We start from the raw sequence: 16,854 nt of genomic DNA, 5'->3' as shown, positions 1-16,854 counted from the left end.
ACAGGACCGTGCGGCTGTGGGACGTCACCAACCCGGCCCGACCCCAACCGATCGGCCAACCCCTCACCGGCCACACCAGCATCGTGAGGTCGGTGGCGTTCACGGCGAACGGGCGCACCCTCGCCACCGGCAGCGACGACAGGACCGTGCGGCTGTGGGACGTCACCAACCCGGCCCGACCCCAACCGATCGGCCAACCCCTCACCGGCCACACCGGCGGCGTGGCGTCGGTGGCGTTCAAGGCGGACGGGCGCACCCTCGCCACCGGCAGCCACGACAACACCGTGCGGCTGTGGCGGACACGCTGAGCAAGCCCATCCGCATCAGCCGTCAGACGAGTACGCCCAGGTCAGGCGTTGCTACTACGCACCACTTGCGTAGGCGATAGCCCTCCAGTCTCGGGCGGCCAGCCAGAGGCGTGACGCATGCCACATATGTCCCAACGCCAATGACTAGGGCATTTCCGCGACCACCCCAGGGCCCAGACGGCGATCATGACCGGTGTGGAGGCCCCGACGGTCAGGGCCGGTTCGGGACCGTCATCTCGGCGAGTTGAGACCAGTCGTCGCCGGGAACGGTCACGTTCACGATGCGCGGGGTCTCCGCGAGATGCTCGGGCAGTGTCCGCTGCGCGGCGATGAAATGCGCCGACTGGACGTGGGCGGCGCCGGCCTCGTCGTCCCGGAACGCCTCGACCAGCACGTATTCGGTCGGCTCCTCGAGGCTGCGCGACCAGTCGAACCACAGGCAGCCCGGCTCGCCGCGGGTGGCCTGGGTGAAGTCCTCGACGATCGCCCCCCAGCGGTCCGCGTCCGCGGGCAGCACCCGGAACTTGACGACGATGAAGATCATCTGACTCCTCCGAGGTGTGCGTGAGCGCGCCAGCGCATCCCGGGTGGCCGCGGCAGCCCCCATTGTGACCCACCGCGACCGGCACTCCGAACCAAGCCGCGTGCCTCGTGTCTACCGTCCCCGGCCAACGCGGCACGCGCTCGCCATCCCTGGCTGAGGTCTTCTCCGCGCGCGCCGAGATGCACCACAGGTCCCGAGACCGGGTGATTTGTCCCGTGGTCGCCTTGCGGACCACCGTCGTTCATCTTCGGCAGACAGGCCTGACGGGTACCGGACGGGCGGCGTTCCGCTGGGATTCATCGAAACGATCCGGACGCGGATTGGTGTCTGCCAGTAGCGTCGCGGCGTCCATCTCGGCCCGGTAAAAGGAGCGTTTTGGCTGAGCCTGAGGCGCCGGCCGCGCGGAATCGCGCGGTGACTTCCTCGGCGAACGACTCATCTCACCTCGCTCTCACCGGAAAATCCAATCGGAGGACGTGAACAGCATGGACGGCAACAGCGGAGCCAGCTTCGACGACCCGGGGTCCGGCACCGACTACCGCGCTCCGCAGCCCTTCGTGGCGTCCGTCAACCGCCGCCGGTTTCTTCAATGGGGCGGCGCGGTCGCCGGCGCGATGGCGCTGGCCGGACCCGGCGGCGTGGCCGAGGCGACGAGTGCCAGGGCGAGCGCGTCCGCGGCCGGCTCCACCGGGACGATCTCGGACCTGAAGCATGTGGTGATCCTGATGCAGGAGAACCGAAGCTTCGACCACTACTACGGCAGCCTGCAGGGCGTCCGCGGCTTCGGCGACAAGCAGGCGTTCAGGTTCCAGAGCGGCAACACCATCTTCCAGCAGCCGGACACCGGCCGCAGCGACGGCGGCTACCTGCTGCCGTGGCGGATGAACTCCGCGACGATGAACGCGATGAACGCGGGTGACCTGGACCATTCCTGGACCGGTGACCACAGCGCTCGCAACTCCGGGCTGTGGAACAAATGGGTCTCGGCCAAGGGTGAGCAGTCGATGGGTTACCTCACCCGCGCCGACCTGCCGTTCAACTACGCGCTGGCCGACGCTTTCACCATCTGCGACGGCTACCATCAGGCGATCATGGGGCCGACCAGCCCGAACCGGATGTACTTCTGGACCGGCACGTCGAGCGGGGCGACCACCAACCCCGCCGACTACACGGTCAAGTTCACCAATGTGAAAACCTATCCGGAACAGCTGACGGCGGCCGGCATCAGCTGGCAGGTGTACACCAACCACGAGGTCGGCGACGGCAGCGGCGCCGACGGCTGGGTCGGCGACTACGGCGACAACCCGCTGTGGTTCTACAAGCAGTACCAGACGTCGATGAAGGCCAACACGACCGCCGGCCAGCAGCTGGCGATCCGCGGCGCGGTCCAGCCCTGGCAGGCCAGCGCGGGCACCGCGCTCGGGCCGAACCACGTCAACCACGTCCTGGCCCAGTTCCAAGCCGACTGCGCGGCGGGCACGATCCCGCAGGTCTCGTGGATCGTCGCGCCCTACTCCTACTCCGAGCACCCCGCGGCGAGTCCCGCCTACGGCGCGCACTACACCCGGGCCGTCCTCGAGGCCCTGATGGGCAACCAGGCGCTGTGGGAGAGCACGGCCCTGTTCGTCACCTACGACGAGCACGACGGGTACTTCGACCACACGCTGCCTCCGGCACCGGAGACGAGTTACACCAACGAGTTCATCAGCAGCCAGCCGATCGGCATGGGCACCCGCGTGCCGATGCTCATCTGCTCGCCCTGGACCCGTGGCGGCTGGGTCGACTCCAACACCTACGACCACACCTCGATGAACCGGTTCCTCCAGACCTGGACCGGGGCCCCGCTGGTGAACGTCACCGCCTGGCGCAACCTGGTCAGCTCGGACCTGACCGCGGCGTTCGACTTCGCGAACCCCGACTTCTCGATTCCGGCGCTGCCGGACACGGTGCCGCTGATCAACCAGTCGGACGCGGCGAAGACCCTTCCGGCGGTCAAGCCGCCCGCCTCCGGCGCTCAGGTGGCGCCGGTCCAGGAAGCGGGCACCCGCCAGCACCGGCCGACGCGCCACATGCCGCACGCCGACGTCGCGGTCAACCGCAGCACCGGCGTGGTCACCGCCACCATGTCCAACACCGGCAGCCTGGGCGTCTCGCTGTTCGTCTTCCCCGACCAGTACCTGACCGCCTCGGCGACGCCGTTCACCGTGGTGAACGGTACGAACAAGACCTACACCTGGAACACGTCGTCCACGTCCGCGAAGTACGCCTTCTCCATCTACGGGCCCGACCGGTTCGTCCGCTCGTTCGTCGGCACCGTGGTGGCGGCCAGTCAGACCACCGTCGCGGTTCCGCAGGTGTCGGCGACCCCGGTTACAGCGGCGGCGGGTGGCGGAGTCGCCGCGCTCAAGATCGCCCTGGGTAACGCCGGGCAGCCGGCCGTCACCTACACCCTCACGCCCAACGACTACGCCGGCACCACCCAGACGGTCCCGATCGCCCTCAACGGTTCCGCCACAATCACCTGGCCCGTCGACGCGAACGGCTACTACGACGTGATCGTCAAGGCCGACACCGCCGACGGCTACACCCGCCGCTACGCGGGCCGCATCCAGTAGGAACCGGGCGGCGGCTCACCTCGTACTCGCGCGGGCGACGCCCCGGGCGAGTACGAGGTCACCGCCGGTCGGGGCGGCGAAGAACTCCGCGACGCGAGCGTCGTCGACGTCGGCGAGCATGTTGGGTGACCAGCGCGGCGACCGGTCCTTGTCGATGATCTGGGCGCGGATGCCCTCGGCCAGGTCGTGGTGGCGCAGGCAGGCGACGGAGACCCGGAACTCACTCACCAGCGCCGCGTCCAGGTCAGCGAGCGTCGCCGCGCGGCGCAGCGCCGCGAGGGTGACGACGAGCGCGGTCGGCGACTTCGTCGCGATCTCGTCCGCCGCGGCGGCGGCCGCCGGGTCGCCGTGCGCGCGCAGCCGGCCGAGGATGTCCGGGACGCTTTCCGCCGAGTAGCAGGAGTCGATCCAGCCGCGGGCGGCGGCGAGGTTCCCCTCACCCGAGGGCACGGCCAGCGTGGCGATGGCATCCGCCGGTGGCTTGCCGGCGACCAGGAGGTCGACCAGTTCCGGCAGCCGGTCGGCGGGGACCAGGTGATCGGCGAGGCCGCCGGCGATCGCGTCCGCGCCGGACAGCGTGCCGGCGGTCAGCGCGGCGTGGGTGCCGGTCTCGCCCGGCATCCGGGACAGCAGCCAGGTGCCGCCGACGTCGGGCACGAGCCCGATGCCGGTCTCCGGCATGCCGATCTTCGAGCGCTCCGTGACGACGCGGACCGAGCCGTGCGCGGAGATCCCGACGCCGCCGCCCATCACGAGGCCGTCCATCAGCGCCACGTAGGGCTTCGGGTACCGGGCGATCAACGAGTTCAGCCGGTACTCGTCGGCCCAGAAATCGATTGAGGCGGTTCCGCCGGTCAGGGCGTCGTGGTGGAACAGCCGGATGTCGCCGCCGGCGCACAGCCCGCGCGCACCGGCGCCGTCGACGAGCACGCAGGTGATCGCGTCGTCGATGGCCCAGTCGTCGAGTGCCTCGGTCATCGCGAGCACCATGGCGTGGGACAGCGCGTTGATCGCCTTCGGCCGGTTGAGGGTGAGGCGGCCGACGGGGCCCTCGACGCGGCGGATCACCTCGTCGGCGCCGTCGGCCGGCGTGGCCGAGACCGTCATCGGGCCGCCGCCGGCACCGCGCGGGACACGATCACCCAGCTGGTCCTGCTCGTGTCCTCAAAGGCGGGGCGCTCCCGACGGTCTCGCACGACGACATAGTCGAACAGGCCCGGGAGGCGCCGCGCCGTATCGAGACGGCGCTCACAGACGTCGGGCGCCGCGGTCGGCTGCCGTCCGGACCGGGATTTCAGTTCGTCGACGTGGTCGCGAACGCCGCCCGCGCCACCGACATCAGGGGCGTCCCGGCCTGACCGCGGTCACCAAGGGGGCGTGAGCGTCGGCGGGCCGACGGCGGCGCCCTGGGCGAGGTCGCAGCCGAGCGCGCGGACCCTGGCCAGCTGGGCCGGGGTGTCCACCCCCTGCGCCGCGACGGCGAGGTGCAGAAGGTCGGCGAACCGGACGATTCCGGCGATGATGGCGATGCCGACGTCGCCGTCGTCCAGGTTGTGGATGTGCCGGTCGCTGAGGCGGATGCCGCCGAGGCCAGCTGGAATGTTGTCCTTGGTGATCGCTCGGATCGGGCCCAGCTCGGTGAAGTCGAGGCGGGTCTCGACGCCCGCCGCGGCGAGTTCCCCGATGGCCGTGTTGACGTTGCGATAGTCAAGCTGCCACATCGCGTCGGGGATGAGCACGCCGAGCCTGGGGCCGCGCGGGTGCCGCGTTCCGGAGTCCAGGAAATACGTGATGATCTTCTCCCGCAACGCGGACTCGCCCAGGCCGCGCTCGGAGATCCGGATCCACAGTTGGCGAGACGCGCCACCGTCCGGGTGGTCGGCGTCTGGGGCGTCGGCCTTCCTGCCCGCGCCGTCGAGCGGCGGGGGAGTGGTGGCGGACTCGACGGTGCGCAGGGCGCCGTCGACGAGCCACTGGTCGATGTCACCGCTGAGCCCTGCCTCGAAGGCGACGGGCTCGATCTCCTCCGGTCCGAGCAGGCGCCCGCAGGGCTGCGTCCAGCAGGGAACGGCCTCCGCGGCCACCACCGCGCCGGAACCGGAAGCGATCGGCCGGAACAGCAGCGTCAACTGCCCGGCGGCGACGGCCTGCCGCAGCTCCGTCACCCCCGCCAGGTGGGTCGCGACCGTCTCGCGGATCGTGTCGTCGTAGGCGACGCAGCGTCCCGGCCCGCGCCGCTTGGCCGCGTACATGGCGAGGTCGGAGGCGTCGAGGAGCTGTTCGGCGTCGGTGAGGCCGGGGCCGGCCAACGCGATCCCGATGCTGGCGCCGACGCTGACGAGGCGGCGCAGCCGGACGGGCGGCGCGAGCGCGTGGATCACCCGCTCGCCGACGGCCCGTAGGTCGTCCAGGCCGCCGACTCCGTCGCACAGCACGGCGAACTCGTCGCCGGCCAGCCTGCCGACGAGGTCGGTCGGGCGGCCCAGCTGGCGCAGCCGGCCGGCGACCTCCTGGAGAAGCTCGTCGCCGGCGTGATGCCCCAGCGTGTCGTTCACGGCCTTGAAGCCGTCCAGGTCGATGTACAGGACGCCGGTCCGGCGGGTGTCCGGTTGGCCTCTGGCCAGGCTTCGGCGGAGGTGATCGAGGATCGCGACGCGGTTGGGCAGGCCGGTGAGCGGGTCGTGCAGCGACCGGAACCGGGCGGCGTTCTCCATCCGGATCCGCAGCACCGCGGAGCCGAGAATCGCGACCACGGAGCGGATGAAAGCCACGTCGTCGCCGGTCAGGCCCGGCGCGGCCCGGCGGACGGTGACGGTCGCGACCGGCTCGCCCATGTGGCCCACCGGCATCCGGACGAGCGTGGGCGCCGCGCCTGCGCTCTCGTCCCGGCCCGCTTCGGCGTCGAGACCGGCCCGGGCGGCCGCGCTGTCAGGGCAGGGCTCCACCGTGATCCGGTCGGCGTTGACCTGATCCGTGAGCGCGCTGATGCCCAGATCCCACAGGGCCCGCTCGTCGCCGATCTCCAGGGCGTACTGCGCCAGGTTGGCGAGCGCCGTCTGGCGGGCAGTCCGGTCCAGCAGCTCCGCGGTCGCCCGTTCGCGTTCGGTCACGTCGCTGACGACCCCACCGACCGCGGTCCGCCCTGCGGCGCCCGACACCGGGACCAGATGGACGTCGTACCAGCACCGGCCGGACGGCACCACACTGTGGACGCGCTGGCCGCGCATCGCGCTGCGCACCATCTCCAGTACGGCGGGCTCGTCGCCGAGCGCCTCGTGGAGGCCGTAGCCGGCGCTGTCCCGAGGCCCGGTCGCGGGCGACTCGCGGGCCGTTCCGGCGCTCGCGACCACCTGTCCTTCGTGGTCGAGCAGGAAGACCGAGACGGGGGTGCTGTCCAGCACGAGCTGGAGCTGCTGGTGGGTCGAGACGAACTCGGTGATGTCCTGGAGCTGCGTGAGGAAGCACCGGTCGCCGTCGATGGTGACGATGCCCCCCGACGCCAGGACGTGGGCGACCGTGCCGTCGGGGCGCAGGAACCGGATCACCCGGCGGCCCGCCTCGCCGACGCGCCTCCAGGACTGCTGACTGAAGGCCGCGTTCAGCTCGTCGACCTGCGTCGGGTCGATCATCTCACGCCAGTCCAGGCCGACGAGCTCGGACTCGCCGCGACCGATCAGCGCGCAGGCCGCGGTGTTGACGCGGCGCAGCCGGCCGTCCGAGATGCGGGTGACCGTCAGACCCACCTCAAGCTGATGGAAGAGGTCGACGAATCCCATCTCCCGGTCGTGTTCGTCGCCGCCGCTCGACACGTCGCCTCCCCGCCGATGGCAGGACGCCGCGCGGCCCGTCCGCCGACGGCCGCGGCTCTGCGCCGGTAGAGGCCTCTACCCCGCGTCGTGGCCACCAACCCGGAGCGTGCCCGGCCGCCGCCGCCGAGAACCCGTGCAAGCGCTGGCCATGACTGCGGCGTCGCCGCCGCTGGTCGGTTCGCCGTCCGGGGGTCGGGCAGGACTTCCGAGGGCGGCGCGGTGCCTCGGCGAGACCTGTGGCGGTGCGCCGGTCGCTTGGAGTATCCAATTGGTTGCGCTGCGGTGAAGGGGGTGTGTGGTGGCGGGGCTCAGCGGAGCCGGGGGCGCGGCACCAGGCCTTCGGCGGTCGGCTGGGCGGACCGGCGGGTCCTGGATGTTCCGGCGGGCCGCGGTCTGCGGTGCGCTGCTCGTCGCGTCGGCCGGGGTGTTCGTGGCGGTGCTGGGCTCGGGTCCCGCGCAGATCGCCACGCTGGTTGTCGCCGTTGTCTCCGAAGCCGCCGCCTCGATCACCTGCCTCTGGAGCGCTCGACGCGCCGCGCCCGGTGACCGGCGATGGCGGGTGCTCATCGGCATCTTCGCGGCCGGCCTCGGCGCGGGCGGCCTGCTGACGCTGGTGAAGCTGCTCAGCACGGGCTCGGTCGTGGGCAACGTGACCTCGGAGTATTCGGGCCTGATCGTCTTCTACGGGCTGGCCCTGGCCGGGTTGCTGTCCCTGCCGACCTGCCCGTTCGAGGACCGGGGTGCTCGCCGGTTTCGCGGCGGGCCGAGCCGGTGGCATGTGATCGTCGTGCTCGACAGTGTGCTGATCGTCGGTTCGGTCCTCCTCGTCGAATGGGGGACGTCCTTGGAGGGCCTCGTCCGGACCAGGTCGCCCGACCCCGCGGAGGTCGCGTTCGCGCTCGTGCACCAGGTCGCCGCGCTGATCCTCACTGCGACGGTGCTGCTGATCGGCACGTTCCGCCGGCCGCGGTCTCCGGCGACGCTGGCGCTGCTGGGAGCCGGTCTGCTGGCCTACGCCCTCACGAACGGCCTACTCGTCTATCGCTTCGCCCACGGCGACTACGACCTTCCGGGGTGGAGCCTGCTGCCGATCATCGTCTCCCTTCAGTTGATCACCCTGGCCGCGTTGGTGCCAGTGCGCGGCCAGGGGAGTCAGGACGGTGAGCCCATGCCCGATCCGCGGGCGATGTGGGCGCATGCCGCCCTGCCGTATGCCGTGCTCGGCGTCGCCGGTGTGCTGATCCTGACCAGGCTCGTGGCGGGGGCGCCGCTCGACCGGGTCGAGGCGTATGGAACCGTCTCGCTGCTCGTCCTCGCGCTCGCCCGGCAGATGATGACCATCGCCGAGAACACCCACCTGCTCGCCGAGGTGCGGGTGCGTGAGCGGCAGCTGCGGCATCAGGCCTTTCATGACCCGCTGACCGGCCTGGCGAACCGCGCCCTGTTCAGCCGGCGCCTGGCCCGCGCGGTCGGCCCCGGCAACGCGCCGGGCGGCGACGGCGACACGCCGGGCGGCGACGGCGCGCTCGCCGGCCGCGAGGCCGTCGCCGTCCTGTTCGTCGACCTGGACCACTTCAAGGGGGTCAACGACGCCTTCGGGCACGCCATCGGCGACGAGCTACTGAAGATCAGCGCGGCCCGGCTGCGCGGGGCGGTCCGCGCCACGGATACGGTCGCGCGCCTCGGTGGCGACGAGTTCGCCGTCATTCTCGACGGCGACGGCGCGGACGAGCCGGTCCAGCTGGCCCAGCGACTCGCTGCCGCTGTCGAGGCGCCCTGCAAGCTGGCCGGCCGCCGCTACGACCCGCGGGCCAGCCTCGGCCTCGTCACCCTCGACCGCGCCGCCGGACCGACGTGCCCCGACACGTTGCTCCACCAGGCGGACCTGGCCATGTACGCCGCGAAACGCGAACGCTCCCGCAGGCTGGTCGTCTACGACCCGGCCCTGTCCGCCGGGACTGTGTCACGTACCTGAAGGGGCCCGCGTGGGTTTGCCTGGCGGGGTCCAGCGGGTGATGACGTCGAGGGTGGGGGCGGTCGGGGTGCCGTGCGGCTCGGCGGCGAGGCCGGCTGCCTCGGCTGCCTCGGCCACGTCGTCGATGGTCTTCACCGGGCGGCCGGCGGCCTCGGCGAGCAGGAGCGCCCGGGTCAGCAGGCCCTTGACCTGCTTCGCCTGGTAGCTGAGCGGTCGGCGAACCCAGCGTCCGCCGACGCGTTTCTCCGTCAGAGCACGAACGGGCAGGGCGCCCGCCCGCAGCGGTCCGGCGAGGCGGGGCACGGTCACGTAGTCCGACGAGCGGAGGTCCACGACGAGGTGCTCGCCGGCGGAGGCCGGGGCGGCGGCGAGCAGGTCGGGCAGGACCGGCGCGAGCTGGGCGCGCCAGAAGGTCGCGAGGACGGTTGATCCTGCGCTGCCGCCCAGGCCGGGGATCGCCGCCGCCATGGCGACCCGGTGGTCGGGAACCGGCTCGGCCGCGCCGATGAGGCCGAAGGCGCCGTTGGAGACGAACAGGGTGTGGTCGGCGGCGGCTCGCGCGGCCGGTGGCAGCGTCGCCGGGGCGAGTGCTTCGTAGAGCACGCCGACGAACCGGTCGAGCGCGCGCGTCGTCGGCGCGTCCAGGATCGCGACGTTGGCGGCCAGGTCCGCCTCGGCCCGCGAGGCCGGCAGCCGCAGCGCGACGATCGCCGTGGCCGGGTCGTCACGGCAGAACGCGGCGACCGCTCGCGCCACCTCGGCCCGGGCCGCCGAGAGCGGGCCGTCGCCGAACCCGGCCGTCCGCAGCGACGGCCCGTCGCCACCCTCGGCCTTCGCCTCACTCGGCGGCAGCAGGATCCGCACGTACCCGACCTCATCTCGCGATGGCGACGTCCCGGCGGCCAACCTACGGCGTGGGCGGCCCTCCTACGGCGTCGCCGGGCGGCCTTCGAGCGGATTCGCGGCGATCCGGCCGGCGGCGTCCTTCACCGGCGACGGCGCTGGCCGGCGGCGGTCACCAGGTGAGCCAGGTGTCGTCGCCGCCGTTCGCGGCGAGCAGGGCGCGCGCCGAGGGCTCGGCTGGTGGCTTGCGCGCGACCCGCTCGGTGACCAGCGCGCGGGCGAGGCCGGCCTGCCCGGACCGCGCCGCGGCGGCGATCAGGGTCAGGTCGATGACGTCGCGCTGGGCGTGGCTCCCGCCGACCGCGTGGGCGTCGGAGCGCAGGTCCAGAAGCAGGTCCACAGCGGTCCGCGGCTCCCCGTCGGCGAACGCCGAGAAGGCGGTGAGCAGGCCATGCCCGGCCCGTTCGGCGGCCTGGCGGTTGGCGGGAGCGGTCAGGTCCCGGTTGGCGGCGACCACCTGGGCCGCCCGGGCGTGGTCGCCCGCCAGCCCGAAGGCCATCACCGCGTGCCAGTCGTTGAAGATGTACGTCGGCGTGCCGACCAGGTCGCGGATGTCGGTCGCGAGCGTGACTGCGCGGCTGGTCACGTCCGTGCCGTACAGGGCGAGTCTCCACAGCAGCGCGGCCGCGTCGACGATGTCGAGCCACTCGGTCGAGCTGACGGCGCGGACCCGCTCGTCGTACAGCGCGAGCGCGTCGTCGGCCCGGCCCAGCTCCAGCAGGTACAGCCCGAGATGCCACCAGTTGTGCACCGCGAAGTAGCTGTCCCGCCAGTCGGGCGCCGACGACGTCAGGAACGCCACGCCCGCCGGGAGGCTGCCCTCCATCTCGAAGACGTGGGCCAGCGCGTGCACGGCCCACACGTCCCGGGGGTCCCGGGCGAGCGCCCGGCGGGCGGCGTCCTCTGCTGCCCGGTAGTCGGCGTTCTCCTCGAGGCCGAAGGCGTACATGCCCTGGAGGAACCCCCAGGCCGGGTCGGTTTCCGGCCAGGCGGGAAGCACTCTCGCCACGAGGTCGCGCAGCTCGCGGCGGTCGCCGAGGAAGAAGGAGAGATCCTGGGCGATCTTCAGGGCCAGCAGGTCGCGGGGGTTGGCGACCAGGGCGCGCCGCAACGCGCGGGTGGCCGCGTGCCAGTCGCCGTCCGCCCAGGCCCGGGCCGCGGCCAGGTGACGGGCCTCGCGCGGGGCGGCCGGGCCCGCGTCGAACGGCCCCAACGGTTCGAGCAGCTGGCGGGCCTCGGCGGCGCCGGCGGCGGTGGTCGCGTAAAGGGCCAGGTAGGCGCGGAAGATCCGCGCGAGCGCCAGCTCGCCGTCCGCCGCGATCGCGGCCTCGGCCCCGCCGACCGGGTCCCCGGTGAGCCCGACAAGATCTTCGATCGCCTGGTCCAGCACGCCGACGGCCCCGCCGTCGGCCGCCTGTAGCGGGACCCCCCAACGGTCCACGCGGATCTCGCTCATGACGTGATTATCCCGGTCGCGTGGACGGCGGGCCGTGGCCACGCGGCCGGGATGGGGACGAAGTCGCACCCAGACCGCCTGACGACCGACGACACAGACCCAGGCTGGTCCAGCCGGCCGCGGGGCCTACGGCGCCGCCGATGACGTGGCGCCTGCGCGGGTGACGCGGGTCAGGCTTGCCAGCCGCGCCGCCGAGGTGCCCAGACCGACCGGAGACCCGAACGGTGGAACACCGGCCGCGGGATGCTGACGTAGCTCGGATTCGTCGTAACGGCGGGTGCCCTGGTGCCACCGCAGGATTCCGGCGAGCCAGTTCTTCAGATCCTCGACGTAGGTCAGCAGCGCGCCCTGAGCGTCCTCGGCCAGGTCGTACGTCTCGAACAGCGCCGGCAGTTCCTGTTCGACTATGTGCTCGAACTGCAGCATGCGCGCGGTCATGAGATCGTTGACCACCGTGACGGCACGGTCGCGGGAGCAGCCCAGGAATTTCTCGGCCACCAGGACGCCGTTGTGCAGCTCGCCCTCGAACTGAATCTCCTTCTGATAGGAGAAGATGTCGTTGAGAAGGGTGGCGTAGTCCGAGGCCGAGCTCTCCAGTGCCCTGATCGGGCGGCTGGCGTAGATCTCCGTTGGCACCAGCCGCTCGCCGCTCACCCGGGTGAGAGTCATGGTCAGGTCGGAGCCGAAGGTCGCCCGCCGCATCTCGAGGTAGTCGATCGGGTCGGGAATCCGGTTCTCGGCCTGGTTGGCGAGTTCCCACAGCCAGCTGTCAAGCATGAGGTCGATCGCCGCGCGGAACGATCGTCGCGCACTCAGGCTCAACGGCGGGGCGGTGCGGGCCCACAGGTCCGCGAGCCCGCGCTCCAGCGGAAGGAGCGGCGGCGGCATCGCCCCGGCGAGGGTGGCGAACTCGACCGGCAGGAACTGCCGAAGGCGCTCGTTGCACGCCCGCGCCCCGGCGAGGTCCCGCGTCCGGCCGAAGATGACGGGGTAGTAGTCGTCCGCGTAGGTGCCCCAGGTCAGCCAGCAGGCCGAGAGCAGCAGCTCGGCCTGGCTCGCATCCGGGTCAAGCCCGGCCGAGCAGAGTGGAAAGTCGTACGAGACGAGCTTGTGCTCGTCCCAGATTCCCGGCACCTGCGCCAGTAGCCCCATGTCCCGGGCCCACCGGACGGTGTCCCGGCGGCAGCCCGAAAGGTGCGGGTTGTCGCCCACCGGGAACGGCATGTACGGCGCTGGCGCCCGTGAAGGCCCGACGACCTGGAACGGGACGTGGCTGAAGGCGCGCCTGCGTTGCGGCGCGGTCGCCAGGACCGATTCCAGCGGCCGGGCGATGGATGAGCCCAGCCCGGTCGGACCGTGCGGAAGAATGCGATCGGCCACCCGCTCCGAGGTCTCGGCGATACCCTCGGGCCGAGGTCCGTCGTTCATGTACCGGCTGGACCGCAGGTGCCACTCGTGGCCGCCCGACTGCCAGTCCTGCAGACCCTTCACGTACGCGACGACGGCGGCGCGGGCGAGCGGGTCGATCCCGTTCTCCTCGAGAACAGGTGGGACCTCGCTGATCGCCGTGTGCTCGAACTGGTGCAGCCTGGACGTGAGCAGATCGTTTACCAGCTCGGCCGCGGACTGGGTGTCGCAGTCGAGGAAACGCTCGATGACCAGGACTCCGTTGCTCAGCTCGCCTTCGATCTCGACCTCGCGCTGGTAGGAGAACAGGTCGTTCCGCAGGTGAATCGCGTCGGCGAAGGTGTCTCGCAGCACCCGCATCGGGCGCAGGCCGGCTATGGCCGCGGGCACCTCGGCGTCCGCGGCGTGCTCGACCAGGTTCGCGGACCACGGCGCGCCGCCGACCTTGCGCCTCATCTCGATGTACTCGATCGGATTGGCGACCCGATTCGCGTTGATGTTGGCCAGTTCCCAGAGGGATTCGTCCAACAGGTTGCGCGTGCTCACCGCGAACCGCCGGCGCCAGGCCGCGCTCCGGTCCGGGACAGTACGCGCCCACAGGTCGGCCAGGCCGCGCTCGACCGGGTTCGTCGGGGCATCCTGGCCGGTCGGGGCCTCCCCGGCCGCGGCGACTCCGTCGACCGGCATGAAGGCGCGCAACCGGTCGAGGTAGTCGCGGGCGCCGGCCATGTCGCCAGTCCGTTTGAACAGCTCCAGGAAATGGTCGTCGAAATAGAAGACCCAGACGTACCAGTCCGTGACCAGGTTGAGCCGCTCGGCCGAGGCATCCGGGTGGGTGTAGGCACACAGCAGGGCGTAGTCGTGGGCGTCGAAGTCCTGCTCGCTCCAGATCACCTCGCCGCCGGGGCCGGGGCCGATCATCTCCATCTCGGCGGCCCAGGCCCTGCTGTGCGTCCGGGCCGCGTCCAGGTGCGGGCTCAGTCGCGCCGGGTAGGGGACGTAGAACCGCGGAAGCGTGAAAGGCTTCATGGTGCTCCGCGTCCTCCTTTCTGAAAGGGAGTGGGGGCGCCGGCGAGCGGTCCTAGCGTCCGATCTCGACGCTCTCCAGCACGCCGAGGGCGTCGGGCACGAGGACGGCCGCGGAGTAGTAGGCCGTCACCAGGTAGGAGATGATGGCCTTCTCGCTGATTCCCATGAATCGGACGGAGAGGCCCGGCTCGATCTCGTCGGGAATGCCCACGTTGTTCAGTCCGATGACGCCCTGATTCTCTTCGCCGGTGCGCATCGCGATGATGGACGTGCTGCCGGACGCGCTGACGGGAATCTTGTTGACCGGCAGTAGCGGAACGCCGCGCCACGCCGGCACCTGCTGGTCGTGGAACGCCACCGTGGCCGGGTAGACGCCCCGCGCGGTGCATTCGCGGCCGAAGGCGGCGATCGCGCGCGGGTGCGCCAGCAAAAAATGCGTGCTACGCCGCCGGCTGAGGAGCTCGTCCAGGTCATCCGGGGTCGGCGGCCCCGAACGGGTGTGAATGCGCTGGCGCAGGTCCACGTTGTGGAGCAGCCCGAAGTCGGAGTTGTTCACCAGCTCGTGCTCCTGGCGCTCGCGCAGCGCCTCGACGGTGAGCCGGAGCTGGTGCTCGAGCTGGTTCATCGGCTCGTTGTAGAGGTCGGCCACCCGGCTGTGGATCCGCAGCACGGTCTGGGCGACGCTGAGCTCGTACTCGCGGGGAGCCAGCTCGTAGTCGACGAACGTGCCCGGGAGGGCCGGCTCGCCGACGTGGCCGGCCGTGATCGAGATCTCGGCCTCGCCCTGTTTGTTCCGCGCCGGCGCGGGACGGCTCCGGTAGTCGTCAATCCAGGCCCGCAGCGTGTCCGAGGCGTCCACGATCTCCTGGAACCGCTGGCGCGGCAGCGCGAGCACCGTGGTCGTGGTCAGCGCGCGGACGGTGTAGTCCCAGGTCGTGTCCGGTTCGACCAGCACGTCGGCGCCGAAGTACTCGCCGTCGCTGAGGATTCCGAGCGACCGCTCGTCATCGAAGGCGCCGGGGCCGAACCGCCCCACCTTGCCGTGGGCGATGAGGACGACCTCGGCCGCGGCGGCGCCGGCTTCGGCGAGGATCTCACCTGGGGAGTACTCACGCTGGACGAAGGCGTCAGCCAGCGTGGTGAGCTCGCCGCCGTCGAAGCCGCGCAGCACCGGCAGCTCGGTCAGCTCGGCCGGGACGACGCGGACGTCCGACCCGGTGTTGGTGAACGTGAGGAGGCCGTCGCCGACGACATAGGTGAGACGGCGGTTAACGCGGTACACGCCACCCGCCGTGTGCACCCAGGGCAGGACCCGCAGCAGCCACCGGGACGAGATCTCCTGCATCTGCGGAACGGACTTGGTGGTGGTCGCGAGATTCCTCGCGGCCGCGGTGCTGAGGCTCAGCGGCTGATCCTGTGCCTCGGTGGTGGCGTTGACAGGCTCGGTCATGGCATGCATCACCCATCTTTGTTGCCGCGGGACGGAGTCGCCGCGCCTCGGTCGGTATCGCCTGAAATCGCCCATGCTTGCCGAATGGCTGATCGGAACGCGAATAAGTGATCGCGGACGAGGGAACAGATGGTTGCCGCGCGGAATACTCCGCAAGACATGGCGTTGTGTGGCCCTACCTGAATGGGCCATAGACGCGGTACTGGGTGGGCGTTTACAGGCAAGGTCCCGCCAGCAGTGGGCGGGATTGGTTTCGGCCAGTCGGAATGGACGCCGTCGGCCGCGGCGAAAGCTTCCCGCATCCCACCCGGGAGCGGCAAGAACTCCCCCTGACCAATCGAGGAGTGGCTCAATGTGACGGTCCTGCTATGACCCGAGGTCGGCGACGCCAGGGAAGGTCCGGACACACGGTGTGAAGATCGTTGTCACGGGTCCGAACATGACCCGCGGTCATGTGCCCGGTGCGGGCCGGGGGCGGATTCGCGAAGCCGGTGCGTCTCGTTGTCGTTCCGCCAGCGATGAGGCTCATCGTGGGCGCACCGCCGCGGGCACGGCGTCAACGTATGAGCGGCCGGCCGAGGCGCTGGTTTAACCTAGCTGCGCCTAGTCGAAGAACGTGTCCCGGCGGGGTCGTCTCGTCGATTGATGCTGTCACCTTTGCCGCGCGATCGGCCGCGCGTCTCAGGGGCGAGGTGCGACGCGGTCGACTTTCGCGGACCGCGTACGCCATGAGATTTCCAGGGCGACCAACCCGGCCGGCCTCGCACGGCCGCGGCAGTCGCCCGCACCGTCGGCCGACCGCCCCGGCCGAGGCGCTGCTCAGCGCGCGGTCCGCTGGGCCTGCGTCAAGCCGGAGCCCCCGAGTCGGACTGCGTCGGTCGCCGCGCACCGAGCCGCTGCGGCTCTGGGTGCGCGGGCCAGCCGGTAGCGATCGTGTCGGAGCCTTTATCCCCTAACGAGCAGGGACTAAAGGCTCCACTGCATTCCCCGGAGAACTAGTCCCTCGTCGGCTGGGCTGCCGCACGCCAACCGCAGTCGAGGAATGGGTACTCCCCGACGGCCAGGAGCGGTGGCCGGGGCAGTTCCCGCTACTTTCGATATTGGGGGCGTGGCCGACCGCATGGTCTGGGGGATCGCGTCACGCCAGCGAGTTCGTGGGGTGAGCACTGGTTGCCTCGACGGTGTGGTCTCCCGGCTCGTCGGCCGCGCGCTGACGGGAGGAGTCAGCGGTCGCCCCCGACACCATCCGTAGCGGTCGGGCGGACTTGGGGGCCCGAACGGATGGTGCCGCAGGGCGCCGAGGTAGTTCATGGTCACTACTGCTGACTACCGGCCGCTCCCAGCTGGCTCAGCCGGAT

Annotated in this window: 10 protein-coding genes; 3 read left to right on the top strand and 7 right to left on the bottom strand. The window is 71.3% G+C overall.

Annotated features, from left to right (window positions below):
* A partial coding sequence (locus I6A60_RS12245) for a WD40 repeat domain-containing protein (protein WP_374113455.1) occupies window positions 1–308 on the top strand: 308 nt, incomplete at its 5' end.
* Between the two features lie 211 nt (window positions 309–519).
* Here the strand turns inward: I6A60_RS12245 and I6A60_RS12240 are convergent.
* Window positions 520–852: a putative quinol monooxygenase gene (locus I6A60_RS12240; RefSeq protein WP_203020352.1), complete on the bottom strand. Its 333-nt coding sequence runs from the start codon at window positions 850–852 to the stop codon at window positions 520–522.
* Window positions 853–1,337: 485 nt separating this feature from the next.
* Between I6A60_RS12240 and I6A60_RS12235 the strand changes: the two genes are divergently transcribed.
* A complete protein-coding gene (locus tag I6A60_RS12235) occupies window positions 1,338–3,467 on the top strand; it encodes a phosphocholine-specific phospholipase C (protein WP_203055613.1) in 2,130 nt (709 codons plus the stop codon).
* Between the two features lie 15 nt (window positions 3,468–3,482).
* Here the strand turns inward: I6A60_RS12235 and I6A60_RS12230 are convergent, their stop codons facing one another.
* Together I6A60_RS12230 and I6A60_RS12225 are read right to left on the bottom strand one after the other, a co-directional pair.
* Window positions 3,483–4,574 (bottom strand): enoyl-CoA hydratase/isomerase family protein, encoded by a 1,092-nt coding sequence (locus I6A60_RS12230; protein WP_203020355.1) that lies wholly within the window; start codon window positions 4,572–4,574, stop codon window positions 3,483–3,485.
* Window positions 4,575–4,831: 257 nt separating this feature from the next.
* On the bottom strand, window positions 4,832–7,276 hold the full coding sequence (locus I6A60_RS12225; protein ID WP_203020357.1) for a diguanylate cyclase domain-containing protein: 2,445 nt from the start codon (window positions 7,274–7,276) through the stop codon (window positions 4,832–4,834).
* A 373-nt stretch (window positions 7,277–7,649) separates the two neighbouring features.
* Here I6A60_RS12225 and I6A60_RS12220 point away from each other — a divergent pair, with 373 nt between their 5' ends.
* Complete coding sequence (locus tag I6A60_RS12220; RefSeq protein WP_203020359.1) at window positions 7,650–9,251, top strand: GGDEF domain-containing protein; 1,602 nt, start codon at window positions 7,650–7,652, stop codon at window positions 9,249–9,251.
* Here I6A60_RS12220 and yaaA read toward each other — a convergent pair.
* The 4 genes from yaaA to I6A60_RS12200 all read right to left on the bottom strand — a co-directional run bounded on the left by yaaA (window position 9,240) and on the right by I6A60_RS12200 (window position 15,496).
* A complete protein-coding gene (gene yaaA, locus I6A60_RS12215) occupies window positions 9,240–10,115 on the bottom strand; it encodes a peroxide stress protein YaaA (protein ID WP_203042600.1) in 876 nt (291 codons plus the stop codon). The genes I6A60_RS12220 and yaaA overlap by 12 nt on opposite strands.
* Window positions 10,116–10,266: 151 nt before the next feature.
* Entirely contained in the window at window positions 10,267–11,610 is a 1,344-nt protein-coding gene (locus tag I6A60_RS12210) for a hypothetical protein (RefSeq protein WP_203018807.1), read from the bottom strand.
* Between the two features lie 126 nt (window positions 11,611–11,736).
* On the bottom strand, window positions 11,737–14,046 hold the full coding sequence (locus tag I6A60_RS12205; RefSeq protein ID WP_203018798.1) for a germacradienol/geosmin synthase: 2,310 nt from the start codon (window positions 14,044–14,046) through the stop codon (window positions 11,737–11,739).
* Between the two features lie 52 nt (window positions 14,047–14,098).
* A complete protein-coding gene (locus I6A60_RS12200) occupies window positions 14,099–15,496 on the bottom strand; it encodes a family 2B encapsulin nanocompartment shell protein (RefSeq protein ID WP_203018796.1) in 1,398 nt (465 codons plus the stop codon).
* Between the last annotated feature and the right edge of the window lie 1,358 nt (window positions 15,497–16,854).

The sequence above is a fragment of the Frankia sp. AgB1.9 genome (assembly GCF_016786355.1).
In the GTDB taxonomy this organism is placed as follows: domain Bacteria; phylum Actinomycetota; class Actinomycetes; order Frankiales; family Frankiaceae; genus Pseudofrankia.
Note: the sequence above shows the minus strand (reverse complement) of the source record. Positions and strands in the feature narration are given on the sequence as shown.

What these genes read in the sequence shown, in the direction of transcription:
- I6A60_RS12205 (WP_203018798.1), bottom strand. Translation starts at nt 14,046, where the DNA reads ATGAAGCCTTTCACGCTTCCGCGGTTCTACGTCCCCTACCCGGCGCGA.
- I6A60_RS12235 (WP_203055613.1), top strand. Translation starts at nt 1,338, where the DNA reads ATGGACGGCAACAGCGGAGCCAGCTTCGACGACCCGGGGTCCGGCACC.
- I6A60_RS12230 (WP_203020355.1), bottom strand. Translation starts at nt 4,574, where the DNA reads ATGACGGTCTCGGCCACGCCGGCCGACGGCGCCGACGAGGTGATCCGC.
- I6A60_RS12220 (WP_203020359.1), top strand. Translation starts at nt 7,650, where the DNA reads ATGTTCCGGCGGGCCGCGGTCTGCGGTGCGCTGCTCGTCGCGTCGGCC.
- I6A60_RS12200 (WP_203018796.1), bottom strand. Translation starts at nt 15,496, where the DNA reads ATGACCGAGCCTGTCAACGCCACCACCGAGGCACAGGATCAGCCGCTG.
- I6A60_RS12240 (WP_203020352.1), bottom strand. Translation starts at nt 852, where the DNA reads ATGATCTTCATCGTCGTCAAGTTCCGGGTGCTGCCCGCGGACGCGGAC.
- I6A60_RS12210 (WP_203018807.1), bottom strand. Translation starts at nt 11,610, where the DNA reads ATGAGCGAGATCCGCGTGGACCGTTGGGGGGTCCCGCTACAGGCGGCC.